The sequence below is a fragment of the Stenotrophomonas sp. GD03794 genome, from assembly GCF_029842145.1.
Lineage (GTDB): Bacteria > Pseudomonadota > Gammaproteobacteria > Xanthomonadales > Xanthomonadaceae > Stenotrophomonas > Stenotrophomonas riyadhensis.
On the sequence record NZ_JAOCFV010000087.1, the window covers coordinates 1 to 15,278 of the forward strand.

Here is a 15,278-nt window from a genome sequence, read left to right on the forward strand (position 1 = left end):
CCTGGTCAGCGTTGGCGGCGCAGCTGAAGCTCTTGCGCTTGTCCACCAGGCGGCCCATCAGGCGGTCGCTCAGCGGCAGTGCATCGCCATTGAGGCGCCAGTCGTAGATCACGCTGAAGGCCAGCACGCGGGCGACGTACTCGCGGGTTTCCTTGTAGCTGATGGTCTCGATCCACAGGTCCGGATCAAAGCCCGGGCGCTGGCCCTGCCAACGTGCGGTCGGGGTCGGGCCGGCGTTGTAGGCGGCGATGGTCACGTACGGCAGGCCGTCGTACTTGTTCATCAGCTGGCGCAGGTAGGCGGTACCGATGGCGATGTTGGTGTCCGGGTCGTACAGGCTGTCGGCACCGCCGTAGCCGGTCAGGCCGATCGACTTGGCCACGCCGGCACCGGTGGCCGGCAGCACCTGCATCAGGCCCATGGCATTGGCAGGCGAGCGCGCGCGCGGGGTGAAGGTGCTCTCGGCGCGGATCTCCGCCGCCACCCAGGCCGGATCGATCGCGTTGCGCGCCGATTCGCGACGGATGGTGGCGTCGTGGTGCAGCGGGAAACGCAGGTCGTACAGGCGCTGTTCCTGCGGCTGCTTGCCGAGCGCGAACACGGCGCGGTCGAACCAGCCGTTGTCCTGCGCCACGCGTACGGCGAGGCGGCGCTGGGTGTCATCGAAGCGCGACAGCGCGCTGTTCCATTCGGCCACGGCCCAGCCGGCGCGATCGATCTGGTACAGCGCCATCGCGCGCTGGATCGCCGGATCACGCGCGATCACCGTTTGAGCCTGCGCGCTGTCGTTCGGCTTCCACGGGCACAGCGTGTAGCCCTGCTGCAGTTTGTCGGCGGCGAGGAAACCATGGAAGGTCGGTGCGCGCGCGGCCTCGCGGAACAGCGGCTGCGCCTGTTGGGCCTGGCCGGTCTTCTCCAGCATGCGGCCTTCGAAGTAGCGCCAGCGCGGGTCGCTGCGCTGCTTGCTGCCCATCTTGCGGATCGCGGTCAGCGCCGCCGGCCAGTCACCGCGCGACATCGCTTCGCGCACGCGCCACTCGTGCAGGCGTTCGTCGTACGCCGATTCCGGCACCGCGTTGAGGCGCCGCGCCGAATCGGGCAGGTAGGACGCCACCGTCCACAGTGCGATCTGGTACAGCACCTGGCCCTGCTGCTCGGCACTCAGGCCCAGTGCCTGCGCGTACTGCGGCAGCTGCTGTTCGGTGGCGCCGGGATCGGCCTTGGCCAGCTTGGCCAGGCCATCGGTGGCGATGCGCCGGCTGCGCTCGGTGCGCGGCCAGTTCAACGCGCTGGCGTTGGGCTTGTCGACAAAGGCGGCGTAATTGCTGGCCAGCGCCAGGTCGGTGGCAGGCAGGCCCCGTGCGGCGCTGCGCATCACAGCGGGTTGCTGGGCGTCGGCGGCGGCATCGATGCGTTCCCAGCGCAGCGCGTCGCTCAGACCACCCTGCGCCTGCAGCACGGCGAAAACGGCATCACAGCCGTCCGGCAGCGACTTGCCGTTCTTGCGCCACAGATCCTGCGCTTCGCTGATCCACTGCGGATCAACCTTGCCGGTCACCTGGCGCGCGGTCAGCTGCGCACAGCGCAGGCCGGCGTTGTCGGTGGGCGCCCAGTTGGCGAGCAGGGTCGGCCAGTCCTGGCGGCGTGCGACCGAGGGCAGCCACACGCTGCGGAAGGTGGTAGCCACGGCCTGGCCGTCGTAGCGCTTGAGGAAGGCCTGCGCCTGCGCGGTATCGACGGTGTCGATGTTGCGGCGCAGGTTGGCGTACTCCAGCCAGCCGTATGCAGGATGGCGGCTGAGTGCGGCGGCTTGGCCGGGATCGAACTGGCCGCGTTCGGCGGCAGCGATCGCGGCCTTCAGCTGCGCGTTCTGGGCGTCGAGGGACTGGGCATTGGCGCAGCCGATCAGCAGCGTGGTGGCCAAGGGCAGCAGGGACAGGGCGGTCGAAGAGCGTCGGGTCATGGCGGGCAGCATAGCGGGCAATGGCTGAATTCAGTTTCGCATTGCGTGCACGCGATGGGTCGGCAACGGCAGCTGAATGCTCGTGCTGCAGGCACTGCCTCGCGAGCCTGCGGGCGACGTAGTGTCGAGCTTGGGCGAACGGCCCGGCTGCAGGGAGCGGCACATGGCGTTCAGTAGCACAGGAAGAAGCGGCCCGCTGGCGGACATCAATGTCACGCCACTGGTGGATGTGATGCTGGTGCTGTTGATCATCTTCATCGTGACCGCGCCGATCGTGGCCCGGCCGATAGCCGTGCAGTTGCCACAGGCCACCGATCGCGTGGTCGACCGTCCCGAACCGCCACCGCCGATCGAGCTGCGCCTGGACGCTGCCAACCAGCTCAGCTGGAATGGTCAGCCGATGGTGATCAGTGAGCTGCAGGCGCGCCTGCAGGCACAGGCGGGCGAACATGCCGGCAACCTGCCGGAGCTGCGTATCGCCACCGATCCGGCGGCCGAATACGAAGGCATGGCGAGGATTTTGGCCGCAGCCGAGGCGACCGGCATGGAGCGCATTGCGTTCGTGCGGTAGTGCGATGTCTCACTGCCGCTCATGCGGTGATTGCTGCATGAGCGGCGCTTCCCCTGCTGACAGCGTCGCATCCAGGATCCGCAGAAAGGCCATTTCAATCTGCGCTGGAACCGGGGTTGGATGTGCTCGCCACCTTCCGGTCCCAGGGGCACGTTCAACGTCGAAAGCAGTCAACTCGGCTCTCTCGAAATCCACCACAACCGTCAATCCCTCTCCCGAGGCCAAGGCCGCATCGCTGGGAGAGGGGCAGTTGTTGCACTCGATCACGCCGCCTGCTCTCGATTCGCCCGCCAGGGAAAAAAGCAGCGTCATCACCGTCGTGACACCCAGCACCGCACTCACCGCTTTCATGATCGACCCTCCCGCGAATGGCTGGAGGTGCGAGTCTGCGCTGGATCGACTAGCGGCGCCTTCTGAAAGAGGGAATTTCAAACTATTCCTGAAACGGTCCGGCAAAGACCTTTTCCATGAATGTGGCAGCCCCCGGCGCGCGCTGTCGCAGCCGGCATCAAGGCTGCCTGTCGTGAACAATATCGTCCGGTCATAACCTGCAGCCATCTGACGCAATCGGCCTGCAATTGCGTCAATTCCGCGTGAAAGAGTGTCGATCATCACGCCGCGATTTTTACTACTTGTTTACAAAGGAGACGGCGCCGCCATGCAGGGAGGGAGTGCGGCAGCCCATGTCCCGACATTCCTTTGGAGAGAGAGCGAATGAATCACCTGCACCACCGCCCTTTGGCGGTTGCCGTCGCGCTGTGCGTGATGACCCTGGCACCGTTGGGTGCCGCTGCACAATCCACCACCAACCTCGATGCGGTGGAAGTCACCGGTACCCGCATCAAGCGCGCTGAAGTCGAAGGCCAGGTGCCGATCCAGACGCTGACCCGCGGTGATATCGAACGCACCGGCCTGACCTCGATCGGCGAAGTGCTGCAGCAGCTCACCGGTTCCGGTTCCGCGCTCAATGCCAAGTTCAATTCGTCCGGCAACTTCGGCTTCCCGCCCGATGGCAGTGGCGTGGGTGCCGGTTCCGCGCAGGTTGATCTGCGTCATCTGGGGGCCAAGCGCGTGCTGGTGCTGGTCGATGGCATCCGCTGGGTCAATGAGTCGTCTGCCTCCGGTGTGGGCTCGGCGACCGACCTCAACACCATTCCGCTGGCCATCGTCGAACGCATTGAAGTGCTGGAAGATGGTGCGTCGTCGCTGTATGGCTCCGACGCCATTGCCGGCGTGGTCAACATCATCACCCGCCGTGATTTCGATGGCGGCCAGGTGACTCTGAACTACGGCGAGTACAGCAAGGGCGATGGTACGCAGAAGGGCGTGGACCTGGCCTGGGGCAAGAGCGGTGACCGCTACAGCCTGTTCCTGGGCGCGAGCTGGACCAAGCAGGATCCGGTGTTTGCCAAGGACCGCGAACAGTCGCGCTTCCCGATTCCCGGCACCGGCCTGGCCTTCGGCAGTGGTGGCATTCCGCAGGGCCGTTTCATGTTCACCGATCCGAACACTGGTGCGGTGCAGAACATCGTGCCCAATACCGGTGTGAGCAACCCACGTTACGACGGCAGTGCCGGCTGCACGCGCACCGATGACTATCACTGCTTCACCAGCGCTGATCGGTTCAATTTCGCCGAATACAACATGGTGCTGACACCCTCGGAGCGTAAGGGCCTGTTCGGCCAGTTCCGCTTCGACATCACCGACAACGTGCAGTGGTACGTCAAGGCACTGGGCAACCGCCGCGAGTCGACCAACCAGGCCGGTCCGGAGCCGCTGTTCTTCGGTCCCGATGGCGCCACCGGTAATCCGTTGGCCGACAACATCACCGTGTCTGCGCTCAACCCGTACAACCCGTTCGGCTTCGACCTGGTCTCGGGTGACAACCTGAGCCTGATCGGTCGCCGTCCGGTGGAGGGCGGTGCGCGCGTGTTCAAGCAGAAGGTGGACACCACGTACTTCGCCACCGGCCTGGTCGGCAACTTCCAGGCGGCTGACCGCAACTGGTACTGGGACGTCAACGGCATGTACAGCAAGAACAAGGCCGAACAGACCAACTACGGCAGCTACAACATCTACAACGTCAACATGGCGCTGGGCGATCCTGCCATCTGCGCCGCCACGCCAGGGTGCGTGCCGCTGAACATCTTCGGTGGTGTGGGCTCGATCACGCCGGACATGCTGAAGTGGATCCAGCCGGTGGTGCGTGACCGCAGCCAGAACGAGCTGAGCCTGTTCACCGCCAACCTGTCCAGCGAGCTGTTCACGCTCCCGGCCGGCCCGGTGTCGTTCGCCACCGGTGTCGAACACCGCAGGTACAAGGGCTCCTACCAGCCGGATCCGTTGACGGTGGCGGGCCACTACAACGGCGTGCCCTCGCAGCCGACCTCGGGCTCCTATGACGTCAATGAAGCTTACCTGGAGTTGAGCGTGCCGATCTTCGCCGACTCTTCGTTCGGCAAGAAGCTGGACCTGAGCCTGGCCGGCCGCTATTCGGACTACTCCACCTTTGGTGGTGAATTCACGCCCAAGTACGGCCTGCGCTGGCAGGTGACCGATGACTTTGTGCTGCGCACGACCTATGCCGAAGGCTTCCGCGCACCGTCGATCGGTGAGCTGTACGGCTCGGCGGCACGTGCCGACCTGCAGTTGTTCGATCCATGCTCGGTGGGCCTGGGCGGTACGCCGCCGCGTGGCAGCGCCGCCAACTGTGCTGCGCTGGGCGTGCCGGCTGGTTTCCAGCAGGCCAACTCGCAGATCTCGGTGACCACCGGCGGCAACCGTGAGCTTGATCCGGAACGCTCGCGCAGCTTCAGTGCCGGCTTCGTGTGGAGCCCGTGGTTCGGCAACAATGCGTCGTGGTCGGAGCGCTTCGACGTGGAAGTGACCTTCTACCGCCACGCCATCGATGGTGCCATCCAGGCGATCAACGCGCAGACCCAGCTGGACCTGTGCGTGGATACGCTCGATCCGATCTACTGCGACGGCATCACCCGTGCCAGCACCGGCGCAGTGAGCAGCTTCAACAACCGCCTGACCAACCTGGGGTCGATCAAGACCGATGGTTGGGACGTGGATCTGTTCTGGACCTTGCCGCAGACCTCCATCGGCCAGTTCAAGCTGGGCTGGAAGAACACCTTCGTCGGCCGTTACGAGGCCACCGGCGCGGCCGGCCAGAAGCAGCCGCAGAAGCCAGGCGTGGAAGTAGCCGACAGTTCGATTCCGGAATGGACCAGCAATGCCAGCATCGGCTGGACGATGGACCGCTGGAGTGCCAACTGGACCGTACGGCACATCTCCGAGCTGACCGAAAACTGCGGTGATGCCGCTGCCTTCCCGGTGTGCAGCAACCAGGCCGCAGGCACCAACACACTGTCGGCCACCACCTTCCACGACATGCAGGTGGGCTACAAGATCGACTGGATGAAGGGGCTGCAGCTGACCGCTGGCCTGAACAACGTGTTCGACAAGGATCCGCCGATCTGCCTGTCGTGCTCGTTGAACGGTTACGACGCTTCGACCTACGACATCCCGCGTGGCCGCTACTGGTACCTGCGCGCGGACCTGCGTTTCTGATGAAGGGACGGCGCCGGGCTCAGCCCGGCGCCGTTGCAGCGTCGAGCCATGCTCGACTCCATGAAGGTGGTCAATCCGGAATGTCCTGTTCCGGGTCATCCTGTTCAAGGCTGGCACGGCGGAACGCGGTGCGTGCCCATCCCAGTCCGGCCACGATCATCATCGGCCCGACCGCGAAGGCGGGCAGTGAGGGAATGCGGAACTGTGGCAGCGTTTGGACCAGCAGGTTGTACAGGATCCAGGCCACCAGGATCAGGCCGATCCCCGCGCACAACAGTCCGAACAGCACCTGTGGAATGCCCATTGCCAATCCCAGCGCGCGCTCGGAGCGGGTGGGGATGGGGATGGGGATGGCGCGCAGTTCACGGCCCAGATCGAACCAGAACAGGATCGCTGCGGGCAGGCCGATCAGCAGAAGCAGGATGAAGTAGCCATTGCCTGTAGCGACCATCAGCGGCAGCGAAGAGAACAGGGCCACGAGCGATAGACCGAGTTTCGTGCGGGTGCGCATGGCCGGTCGTCCTTGAGGGGGAAGGCGCGAGGTATCCGTCTGCGCGACGCTACACCTGCAAGGGCAGCGCGGCAACGGGGGCGCTGGGCGCCCCCGTTGTGGTGTCGAGCCGTGCTCGACGACCCCGTGTGATCGAGTCGAGCATGGCTCGACGCTACAAGGCCGGTTGGATCAGAACGCCCAGGTGAACGTCAGCGAGCCATTGCGGCCGTCGCCGTAGGCACCGTAGCCGGTGATCTGCGAGTAGTACTTCTTGTCCAGCAGGTTGTTGAGGTTGGCCTGCACGCTGAACTCCGGCGAGATGCGGTAGCGCACGAAGGCACTGACCAGCGCGTAGCCTTCCTGTTCGAAGCGGCCCACTACCGGCGCAGCGTAGTAGATGCGGTTCTGCCAGTTGGCACCGCCGCCGACGGTCAGTTCCTGCAGCGATTGCGGGGTGTAGCTGGTGAACAGCTTCAGCGCGGTCTGCGGCAGGTTGGTGTTGATGTCGGCGCCGTTGATGTCCTTGGCCACGTAACGTGAAGCACCGAAGGTCGCGTTCCAGCCCGGTGCCAGTTCGCCGTTCACTTCGAACTCGAAGCCGCGGCTGACGGTGCCACGTGCAGCGATGTAGGCGGTCTCGTTCATTTGCCCGTCGACCTTGTCCATGGTTTCCTGGCCAACGTTGTCCTGCTCGATGCGGAACACTGCCACGGATGCATTCAGCCGGTTGTCGAACCACGCGCCCTTGACGCCGACTTCGTAGCTCTTGCCATCGACCGGATCGAGGTAGCTGCCCTGCTTGTTGCGCAGCGTCTGCGGCTGGAAGATCTCGGTATAGCTGGCGTAGGCGGAGTAGGTATCGTTGATGTCGTAGACCAGGCCGGCATACGGCGTGGTCACTTTGTGCGAGCGGTCGTTGCCTTCGTCTTCGCTCTTCCAGTCGGTGTAGCGCGCACCGATGATCAGCTTCAGTGGATCAGCCAGCGACAGGCGTGCGGCGGCATAGCCGGCCTTCTGGGTGATGGTGCCCTGGCTGGCAAGCTTCAGCGGTCGCCAGTTCGGCTGCGGGAAATCACCGGTCCAGCCGAAGTAGCTGGCCAGCGGCAGGTACTGTGCATTCGGATCGTTGAAGTCAGGCTGGAAATCACCATAGTTGGCGAACTCACGCTTGTTGTAGCTCAGGCCGGCCATGAACTGGTGCTCGCGGCCGAACAGCTGGAACGGCCCATCGATGTAGCCATCGATGCCATCAACCTTGCGCTCGGTGTTGTAGAAGCCGGCCATCGGCGTGATGCCGGCGCCCGTGGTCTTGTTGAACGCGGTGTAGGCCGGATAGAACAGCTTGTCGTCGGCCTTGGTGCGGTCGTGGGTGGCGCCGATCTTGAACTTCCAGCCGTTGCTGAAGGCATGCTGCAGGGTGGCGAACGCACGCTTGCTGGTGGTGTCCCAGTAGGTCCAGTCCGGCGACGGATTGAACGAGGTCGGATAGTTGGTCGGGCTGCCATCGGCGTACCACATCGGGAAGCCGCCCCAGGTCGCGCCGTTGGCGCGCTTCTGCTGGTAGTCGTAGCCCACGCTGAGCTGCGTGTCCGGGGTCAGGTCGGCGTCGATGACGGCATAACCCAGCGTCTTGCGCTGGTTGTAGCGGTCCATCTGACCATCGGTGTCCAGGTAGCTGCCGATCACCCGGCCGCGCACCGTGCCACTGGCGTTCAGCGCGGTGCCCACGTCCACGGTGGTGCGTGTGCGGCCCCAACTGCCGACGTTCACCGAGATGCTGCCGGTCAGTTCTGCGCTGTCGGCGTGTTTGCGGATGAGGTTCACCGAGGCGGACGGATTGCCAGCACCGCTGAGCAGGCCGGTAGCGCCGCGTACCACTTCCACGCGGTCGTACAGCGCAAGATCGAGGCCGGAATCGCCGTAGCTCCAGTTCTGCACCATCTGCGTCGGCAGGCCATCGAACTGGTAGGCATCGATGTAGAAGCCACGCGCGTAGAACTCGGTGCGCTCGCTGTCGGACTGGGTGCTGGTCACGCCGGTGGTGTTGGCCAGCACGTCGATGATGTCGTCCAGCTTCTGATCTTCGATGCGCTGGTGGCTGATGATACTGACCGACTGCGGGATCTCGCGCGGCGCCAGGTCGAAGCGGGTACCGGCCGAGGTACGGCGAACCGAATAGCCTTCGGCGCGCTCGCCCTTGACCACCACCTTGTCCAGCGTGGTCGGGTCGGCGGCAGTGTCGGCGAAGGCGGCCGGGGCCACGGCACAGAGAACAGCAAGCACGGCAACGGACAGCCGCTGCGGCTGCAGGGTACGGAAGGCGGGACGGGTCATGGGAGTCCTGGACGAGCACGCGCGTTCGACCGTCATCCAGGAGGCGATGCGCTACGGGTAGGGGAAGGGCGGGCAGGCCGTCCTGGCACCACCGGAAACGAAAGAAATGGTAATACGAACTATTCCTATTTACAAATCATGAACAGATCGGTCCGCGGGTGCGCAACAGCGTTCAGCGCAGCAGCGGCAACGGGTCGCGAGGGCCGTTCGAGCCGTAGATGCCCCAGTGCAGATGCGGCGGTGTGCCCTTGGCATTGCCGCTGTCGCCCACATGGCCGAGCAGGTCACCGGCCCGCACCACCTGGCCGCGCGCCAGGCCCTCGGCCCAACCTTCCAGATGCGCGTAGTAGTAGCGTTCCCGCCCGGGCCCGATCACCCAGACCTGGCGGCCACCGAGGCCGCGTTCGCTGACATCCGCGATGACGCCGGCAGTGACGCTGCGCACCGGCGTGCCGCGCTGGGCGAAGATGTCGATGCCGGCGTGGGAGCGGTTGCGGCCGCGCGGCGCGCCGAAGGTATCGGCGATCTGGCGGGGGCGCACACCCTCCACCGGCACCGGGAGTTCGGTGGCCGGCGGCATCTGCGCGAGTGTCCACAGCATCTTTGGTGCGGCGGCCCAGGGACTGTTCCACAACGCCATCATCGCAACGACGGCAATGGCCAGCCACAGACCGCGCAGCAGCCAGCGGCGCAGGCGACCGGCAGGAGAGGACGGAGTGCTCATGGTCTCCGACTGTAGCGTCGAGCCATGCTCGACGGCTGTTGCTTTGCGGTAAAAGCGCAGTCGAGCATGGCTCGACGCTACAGAACCGGTGCCAGCGGGACCTCGAAACTCCGCTTCAAGGTGCCCAGTGCCACCGAGGTACGGAAGCGCTCGATGTTGTCATCGCCACCGAACAAGCGCTCGGTGATCGCCTCGTACTCCTCCATCGACGCCGCTGAAAGCAGCAGCAGGAAATCGCCATCGCCGGTGATCGAGTAGCACTGCTGCACGGCCGGGTCGTCCTGCACGCGGCGCTTGAACGGCGCCACCCGCTCGCGCTGCTCGCTGACCACGCGCACCTCGACGATGATGGTCAGCGGCCGCCCGACCTTGGCGGCGGCGACCACCGCTACATTGGCCGCGATCACGCCGCTGTCCTGCAGGCGCTTGATGCGACGCTGCACGGCCGGGGTGGACAGGTGCACGGCCTCGGCGATTTCGCGCTGCGGCAGGGTGTTGTCCCGCTGCAGCAGGTCGAGGATGGCGCGGTCGAAACTGTCGAGCACGGGGGCGATGGACATGGCGAGCAGAAGTTGCACGAACGGGCCGTCAATTGAGCCAAGTGCTCGGCGCCGGCGCAATAGACTTTGCGCATGCAGACCTCACGACTCGCGCCGATGTTGCCGGCGCTGGCGGTGCTCGGCTCGGTCACCTCGCTGGCCATCGGCACCTCCTACGCAAAACACCTGTTCCCGCTGATCGGTGCCCAGGGCACCAGCGCGCTGCGCGTGGGCTTTTCGGCGCTGTTGCTGCTGCTGTTCTGGCGGCCATGGCGCTGGAAGACCAGCCGCGTGGATGCGATCACTATCCTGCGCTACGGGCTCACCCTGGGCCTGATGAACCTGCTGTTCTACATGGCCCTGCGCACGATTCCCTTCGGCATCGCGGTGGCCATCGAGTTCACCGGGCCGCTGACGGTGGCGATGCTGTCATCACGACGACCGATCGACTTCCTGTGGGTAGGCTGCGCGGCGGTGGGGCTGCTGTTGCTGTTGCCGATCGGTGGCGGCCCGGCGCTGGACCCGGCCGGCGTGCTGTATGCCATGGGTGCGGCGGCGTGCTGGGGCCTGTACATCGTGTTCGGCAAGCGTGCCGGCCATCTGCACGCCGGGCATTCGGTGTCGCTGGGGCTGCTGGCGGCGTCGCTGGTGGTGGTGCCGGTGGGCGTGGTGCATGCCGGCGCCGCACTGCTCGATCCGAAGATCCTGGCCGCTGGCCTGCTGGTAGCGCTGGTCTCCAGCGCGATCCCGATGTCGCTGGAGATGATGGCGCTCAAGCGCCTGCCCAAGGAGACCTTCGGCATCCTGATCAGCATGGAGCCGGCAGTGGCCGCGCTGTGGGCGATGCTGCTGCTGCACGAGCACCTGCATGGATTGCAGTGGCTGGCGATCGGCTGCACGGTGCTGGCCTCGGTGGGCAGCACGATGACCGCGCGGCGGCTGAAGGTGCCGGTGGTGCAGGCGGGGTAGCGCCGGGCCATGCCCGGCGGAGAGCGTGCCAACCAAGGTTGGCACCCACCAGGAGCGGTCAGCGCAGGGCGTCGGCCGGGACGTCGATCGCCATCGCCAGGGCGAGGTGATCGGAGAATGCGGCCGGTACGGCTTCCACGGTGCGGGTCTGCAGGCCACTGCTGACCAGGATATGGTCAATGGCGCGGTCGGGGCGCCAGCTGGGGAAGGTCGGCACGATGCAGCCGGGAGGCTGCAGCCGGGTCTTCTGGTACAGGACCTGCATTTCCGGGCGTTCGGCCAGGCAGTTGAAGTCGCCCATCAGGACGGCGTTGGGATGGTCGGACAGCAGCTCGGCAATGAAGCCCAGCTGCGACATCCGCGAACCCGCGCCCAGCGACAGATGGGCCACCGCTACCGCCAGGCCATCGGCGCCGTCGCCGAACTTGGCCAGCAGCACGCCGCGCCCGCCGATGCGGCCGGGCAGGGCGTGATCCTGCACTTCCACCGGTTCCAGCTTGCTCAGCAGGCCGTTGGCGCTGGAGGCGACCCCGCCCATGCGCCGGTTCGGCTGGTGGCTCCAGTAGTTGAAGCCGGCACGCTGGGCCAGGTAGTGGGTCTGGTTGGTGAAGCCCGAGCGCAGGCTGCCCGGGTCGGCCTCCTGCAGGCCGACGATGTCATGTTCGCGCGCCAGGGTGGCGATCGCGTCCAGGCTGCTGCGCTTGCGGCCCGCCGGCAGCGCATGTGACCAGCTGCGGGTCACATAGTCGCTGTAGCGGCGGGTACTTGAGCCGGCCTGGATGTTGGCCGTCAGCAAGCGCAGGGTCCGTGTACGGGGGGAATTCACGGCCGGGAAACGCTTCTCTTGGATCAGTGAGCCTGGGCCGCACCGCGTTCGCGGGCGATCAGGTGGTCGGCAATGCGCAGCATGTCCGGGAAGCTCTTGCCCTTCACCAGGTACTTGCCGTTGACGATGATCGACGGGGTGCCGCTGATCTGGCTGCGCTGGGCGAACTGCTTGGCCGAGTTGGTCTTGGCGTTCACCGCGAAGCTGCCCATGGTGGCGGCGAACTGCTTCGGATCCACGCCGTAGGCACCGTAGAACTTGGCAATGTCGTCCACCGAATCACGGCCACGCTCGCCCTTCAGGGTCTTCTGCGAGTGGATGGCGGCGTACAGCGCTTCGTGGGTCTTCTCCTGCACGCCCAGGGTCTGCGCGGCGTAGAAGGCACGGGCGTAGTCATCCCAGGTGCCGCCGAACATGGCCGGCACGTAGACGAAGTTCACGTCGCTCGGCAGGCCGGCCTTCCACGGGCCGACCAGCGGCTGGAATGCGGCGCAGGCCGGGCAGACATAGCCGAAGATCTCGGTCACTTCGATCTTGCCGGCGGCCGGCTGGAACGGCTGGCCGTTCGGGATGACCTGGTAATCGGCGCCTTCCACCGGAGCCGGGCCGGTCAGCGCGGCGGTGCTCGGAGCCGGTGCGGCAGCCGGTGCGGCTTCGGCTGGGGCCTTCTCGCCTTCGGCGGCAGCCGGAGCGGTGCCTTCGCTGCCCGCGGCCGGTGCAGCGGCGGGCTCGGTGGTGGCCGGAGCGGTCGCCGGTTCGGCCGGGGCCGCGGTGGTGTTGGTGCTGCCGTCGTCGGCCTTGCAGGCCGCCAGGATCGGCAGCAGCGCTGCGAGGGCGAGGGCGTAACGGATCTTCATGGAAACGTCTCCAGCATCTGGAAAGGTGGGGCCGGCGTCATGCGCCGGCCAGGGGGAAATGATGACACGCGGCGGCGACAGCGCCGTGTCGGTGGTGGGTGTTGGTTCAGCGGCCGCGGGCGGCGCGGGCCTGGGCGATCAGCGCCGAGGCGATGCGCAGCTGGTCGTCGAAGCTGTCGCCACGGACCAGGTACTGGCCGTTGATGATCAGCGCCGGGGTCCCGGGGATCTTGGTGCGCTGGGCGAACGCGCGGGCGGCATCGACCTTCTTCTGTACGGCCTCGCCGCGCAGGGCCTGGATGTAGCGGTCCGGAGTGACGCCATAGGCCTTGTAGAAGGTGGCGAGCTCATCGGCCGAGACGTTCTGCATCGGCAGCGAACCCTGTTCGTGCAGGGCCTTGAACACGGCGGCGTGGCTGCGCTTGGCCACGCCGACTTCGTCGGCGGCGTAGTAGGCCAGTGCCCAGGCATCCCAGGCGCCGCCGAAGGCTGCCGGTACCGGAGTGAAGCGCACATCGGCCGGCAGCTTGGCTGCCCAGGCTTCCAGCTGCGGTTCGAAACGGGCGCAGTGCGGGCAGGTGTAGCCGAAGACCTCGACCACCTCGATCTTGCCGGCCAGCGGCTGGAACGGGCCCGGCTGGGCGATGCGCTCGTAGTCCTTGCCTTCGACCAGCGGGGCATTGGCGGGGGTGGCGGCGCAGGCTACCAGCGGCAGCAGCACCAGCAAAGACAACAGCAGGCGGGAAATCAACCTCATCGACACGCATCTCCGTTGAAAAAAGCAACGCCGGCGCGGTCGCCGGCGTGAAGGAAACATACCGCAGGCGAGGGCCGCGGTGGCGGCCCGGGCCGACCAGCGGTGGTCAGGGCGCGGCAGCCGGTTGTGCCGGCGTGGTCGTCACGGCAACGTCGTCGGCCTTGTTGTGCAGGCCCTGCAGGTAGCTCGACAGCGCCTGCACCTCCTGCTCGCTGAGCTTCTGCGCGACCGTGGCCATGATCTGGAAGTGCGCCTTGTCGGTCTCGTGGGTCTGCCCGGCCTGGTATTCCTGCAGGCGCCGCGCGACATAGCTGGCGTGCTGGCCACCGATGTGCGGATAGGCCGGGCCCGGATTGCCGGCGCCACTGGGGCCGTGGCAGGCCATGCAGGCCGGCAGGCCGCGCTTGGCGTCGCCACCGCGGTACAGCTGCTGGCCGATCTCGTAGAACTTCATGCCCTTGTAGGGGCCGTCGGCAACCAGCGTGTCGTCGGCGATGCCGGCGGTGGCCTTCTGCGTGGCGAAGAACGCGCCGATGTCGCGCATGTCCTGCGGGGTGAGGTTCTGCACGAACGGCACCATCGCCACCGCCGCACCGGAGCTGCGCTGGCCATTGGCGATCAGGGCCATCTGCTGGGCCACGTAACGTTCGCTCTGACCGGCGATGGACGGGTACATCTCCACCGTGGAATTGCCGTCGGCGCCATGGCAGGCCGCGCAGGCCGAGGCCTTGGTCTGGCCGGCCTTGGCATCGCCCCAGTGGGTCTTGCTGAAATCCACCTCCAGCGAGGCGGTGTTGATCGGCCCGTTGTCGGGCAGCGGGGTCAACGTGGTCTGCGCGAACGCAGCAGCGGCAACGACTACAGCAGTGGCAAGGGCGGATACGGCAAGAACGCGAGCGTGGCGCATGCTAAAGCTCCGTATGGACCGGGCCGGGCGGTGGCCGCCGGCATCGCCCGGATTATCAACGCCGTTTCCGCGCACGGTCAACGCAGCAGTGCAGCAAAATGCCCGCAAAGGCCGCCGGCACGGGCGCGCGGCGCCGCAACATGCGATCCTAGGTGCATGTCATTGCTCATCGAACGCGCCCGTTACCACCTTTCGGCCCACAACGTGCGGCAGCTGCCGCCCGACGAAGGGGCCGAAGTGGCCTTCGCCGGCCGCTCCAACGCCGGCAAGTCCAGTGCGCTCAACGCGCTGACCCGCCAGAACGCGCTGGCCCGTGTCTCCAAGACCCCCGGCCGCACCCAGCAGCTGGTGTTCTTCCAGATCACCCCGGAAGCCCATCTGGTCGATCTGCCCGGTTACGGCTACGCCAAGGTGCCGCTGGACCTGCAGGCGCACTGGCAGGCCTTCATCGACAAGTATTTCCGCACCCGCGAGGCCCTGAAGGGGCTGGTGGTGGTGATGGACATCCGCCATCCGCTGAAGGACTACGACCGGCAGATGCTGTCCTATGCGGTGCAGCGCGGTCTGCCGGCGCACGCGCTGCTGACCAAGGCCGACAAGCTCAGCCGCAGCCAGCAGATGCAGACCCTGCAGAAAGTGCGCAAGGAACTGCACTCGGCCTACGGCGACAGCGTCAGCGTGCAGGTGTTCTCCGGCGAAGACCGCACCGGCGTGGATGAAGCCCGCGGCGTGATCGGCGGCTGGCTGGGGTTGGAGTAAGCG

14 protein-coding genes are annotated in these 15,278 nt (G+C 66.3%); 4 read left to right on the top strand and 10 right to left on the bottom strand.

From position 1 onward, the window contains the following. Positions 1–1,975, bottom strand: a 1,975-nt coding sequence (locus tag N5D91_RS23585) for a transglycosylase SLT domain-containing protein (RefSeq protein ID WP_279922760.1), incomplete at its 3' end; no start/stop codon positions are given. A 151-nt stretch (positions 1,976–2,126) separates the two neighbouring features. On the opposite strand from N5D91_RS23585, the gene N5D91_RS23590 reads away from it, so the two are divergent. Next, entirely contained in the window at positions 2,127–2,534 is a 408-nt protein-coding gene (locus tag N5D91_RS23590; RefSeq protein ID WP_180855449.1) for a biopolymer transporter ExbD, read from the top strand. Between the two features lie 9 nt (positions 2,535–2,543). Here the strand turns inward: N5D91_RS23590 and N5D91_RS23595 are convergent, their stop codons facing one another. Next, positions 2,544–3,149 (bottom strand): hypothetical protein, encoded by a 606-nt coding sequence (locus N5D91_RS23595; RefSeq protein ID WP_180853624.1) that lies wholly within the window; start codon positions 3,147–3,149, stop codon positions 2,544–2,546. A 99-nt stretch (positions 3,150–3,248) separates the two neighbouring features. Here N5D91_RS23595 and N5D91_RS23600 point away from each other — a divergent pair, with 99 nt between their 5' ends. After that, positions 3,249–6,110, top strand: coding sequence for a TonB-dependent receptor (locus N5D91_RS23600; protein ID WP_153854518.1), 2,862 nt, complete (start codon positions 3,249–3,251; stop codon positions 6,108–6,110). Between the two features lie 70 nt (positions 6,111–6,180). Here the strand turns inward: N5D91_RS23600 and N5D91_RS23605 are convergent, their stop codons facing one another. From N5D91_RS23605 to N5D91_RS23620, 4 genes are all read right to left on the bottom strand, one after another. Beyond that, positions 6,181–6,621, bottom strand: coding sequence for a hypothetical protein (locus N5D91_RS23605; protein WP_180855448.1), 441 nt, complete (start codon positions 6,619–6,621; stop codon positions 6,181–6,183). A 171-nt stretch (positions 6,622–6,792) separates the two neighbouring features. Next, complete coding sequence (gene fhuE, locus N5D91_RS23610; RefSeq protein ID WP_032128963.1) at positions 6,793–8,937, bottom strand: ferric-rhodotorulic acid/ferric-coprogen receptor FhuE; 2,145 nt, start codon at positions 8,935–8,937, stop codon at positions 6,793–6,795. Positions 8,938–9,109: 172 nt separating this feature from the next. Continuing rightward, the gene (locus tag N5D91_RS23615) at positions 9,110–9,661 is read right to left on the bottom strand and encodes a M23 family metallopeptidase (RefSeq protein WP_153854516.1); all 552 of its coding nucleotides are present in this window, start codon (positions 9,659–9,661) and stop codon (positions 9,110–9,112) included. A gap of 77 nt (positions 9,662–9,738) precedes the next feature. Continuing rightward, a complete protein-coding gene (locus N5D91_RS23620) occupies positions 9,739–10,221 on the bottom strand; it encodes an Lrp/AsnC family transcriptional regulator (protein ID WP_164081387.1) in 483 nt (160 codons plus the stop codon). A gap of 72 nt (positions 10,222–10,293) precedes the next feature. Here N5D91_RS23620 and N5D91_RS23625 point away from each other — a divergent pair, with 72 nt between their 5' ends. After that, positions 10,294–11,169 carry an EamA family transporter gene (locus tag N5D91_RS23625; protein ID WP_032128972.1) on the top strand — a complete coding sequence of 292 codons (876 nt, stop codon included), beginning with the start codon at positions 10,294–10,296 and terminating at the stop codon, positions 11,167–11,169. A 58-nt stretch (positions 11,170–11,227) separates the two neighbouring features. Here N5D91_RS23625 and N5D91_RS23630 read toward each other — a convergent pair whose 3' ends face one another. The 4 genes from N5D91_RS23630 to N5D91_RS23645 all read right to left on the bottom strand — a co-directional run bounded on the left by N5D91_RS23630 (position 11,228) and on the right by N5D91_RS23645 (position 14,516). Next, positions 11,228–11,965: an endonuclease/exonuclease/phosphatase family protein gene (locus N5D91_RS23630; RefSeq protein ID WP_008267450.1), complete on the bottom strand. Its 738-nt coding sequence runs from the start codon at positions 11,963–11,965 to the stop codon at positions 11,228–11,230. Positions 11,966–12,018: 53 nt separating this feature from the next. Next, on the bottom strand, positions 12,019–12,852 hold the full coding sequence (locus N5D91_RS23635) for a thiol:disulfide interchange protein DsbA/DsbL (RefSeq protein WP_110713673.1): 834 nt from the start codon (positions 12,850–12,852) through the stop codon (positions 12,019–12,021). A gap of 106 nt (positions 12,853–12,958) precedes the next feature. Further along, a complete protein-coding gene (locus N5D91_RS23640) occupies positions 12,959–13,609 on the bottom strand; it encodes a thiol:disulfide interchange protein DsbA/DsbL (RefSeq protein WP_180855447.1) in 651 nt (216 codons plus the stop codon). Between the two features lie 106 nt (positions 13,610–13,715). Beyond that, complete coding sequence (locus N5D91_RS23645) at positions 13,716–14,516, bottom strand: c-type cytochrome (RefSeq protein ID WP_153854513.1); 801 nt, start codon at positions 14,514–14,516, stop codon at positions 13,716–13,718. A 156-nt stretch (positions 14,517–14,672) separates the two neighbouring features. Here N5D91_RS23645 and yihA point away from each other — a divergent pair, with 156 nt between their 5' ends. After that, positions 14,673–15,275, top strand: a complete 603-nt coding sequence (gene yihA, locus N5D91_RS23650; RefSeq protein ID WP_100440120.1) for a ribosome biogenesis GTP-binding protein YihA/YsxC — start codon at positions 14,673–14,675, stop codon at positions 15,273–15,275. Positions 15,276–15,278 lie beyond the last annotated feature (3 nt).

Excerpts from the sequence above, each read along its gene's own strand:
- N5D91_RS23605 (WP_180855448.1), bottom strand. The coding sequence starts at position 6,621 with ATGCGCACCCGCACGAAACTCGGTCTATCGCTCGTGGCCCTGTTCTCT.
- N5D91_RS23640 (WP_180855447.1), bottom strand. The coding sequence starts at position 13,609 with ATGAGGTTGATTTCCCGCCTGCTGTTGTCTTTGCTGGTGCTGCTGCCG.
- N5D91_RS23635 (WP_110713673.1), bottom strand. The coding sequence starts at position 12,852 with ATGAAGATCCGTTACGCCCTCGCCCTCGCAGCGCTGCTGCCGATCCTG.
- fhuE (WP_032128963.1), bottom strand. The coding sequence starts at position 8,937 with ATGACCCGTCCCGCCTTCCGTACCCTGCAGCCGCAGCGGCTGTCCGTT.
- N5D91_RS23620 (WP_164081387.1), bottom strand. The coding sequence starts at position 10,221 with ATGTCCATCGCCCCCGTGCTCGACAGTTTCGACCGCGCCATCCTCGAC.
- N5D91_RS23590 (WP_180855449.1), top strand. The coding sequence starts at position 2,127 with ATGGCGTTCAGTAGCACAGGAAGAAGCGGCCCGCTGGCGGACATCAAT.
- N5D91_RS23615 (WP_153854516.1), bottom strand. The coding sequence starts at position 9,661 with ATGAGCACTCCGTCCTCTCCTGCCGGTCGCCTGCGCCGCTGGCTGCTG.
- N5D91_RS23625 (WP_032128972.1), top strand. The coding sequence starts at position 10,294 with ATGCAGACCTCACGACTCGCGCCGATGTTGCCGGCGCTGGCGGTGCTC.
- N5D91_RS23645 (WP_153854513.1), bottom strand. The coding sequence starts at position 14,516 with ATGCGCCACGCTCGCGTTCTTGCCGTATCCGCCCTTGCCACTGCTGTA.
- yihA (WP_100440120.1), top strand. The coding sequence starts at position 14,673 with ATGTCATTGCTCATCGAACGCGCCCGTTACCACCTTTCGGCCCACAAC.
- N5D91_RS23600 (WP_153854518.1), top strand. The coding sequence starts at position 3,249 with ATGAATCACCTGCACCACCGCCCTTTGGCGGTTGCCGTCGCGCTGTGC.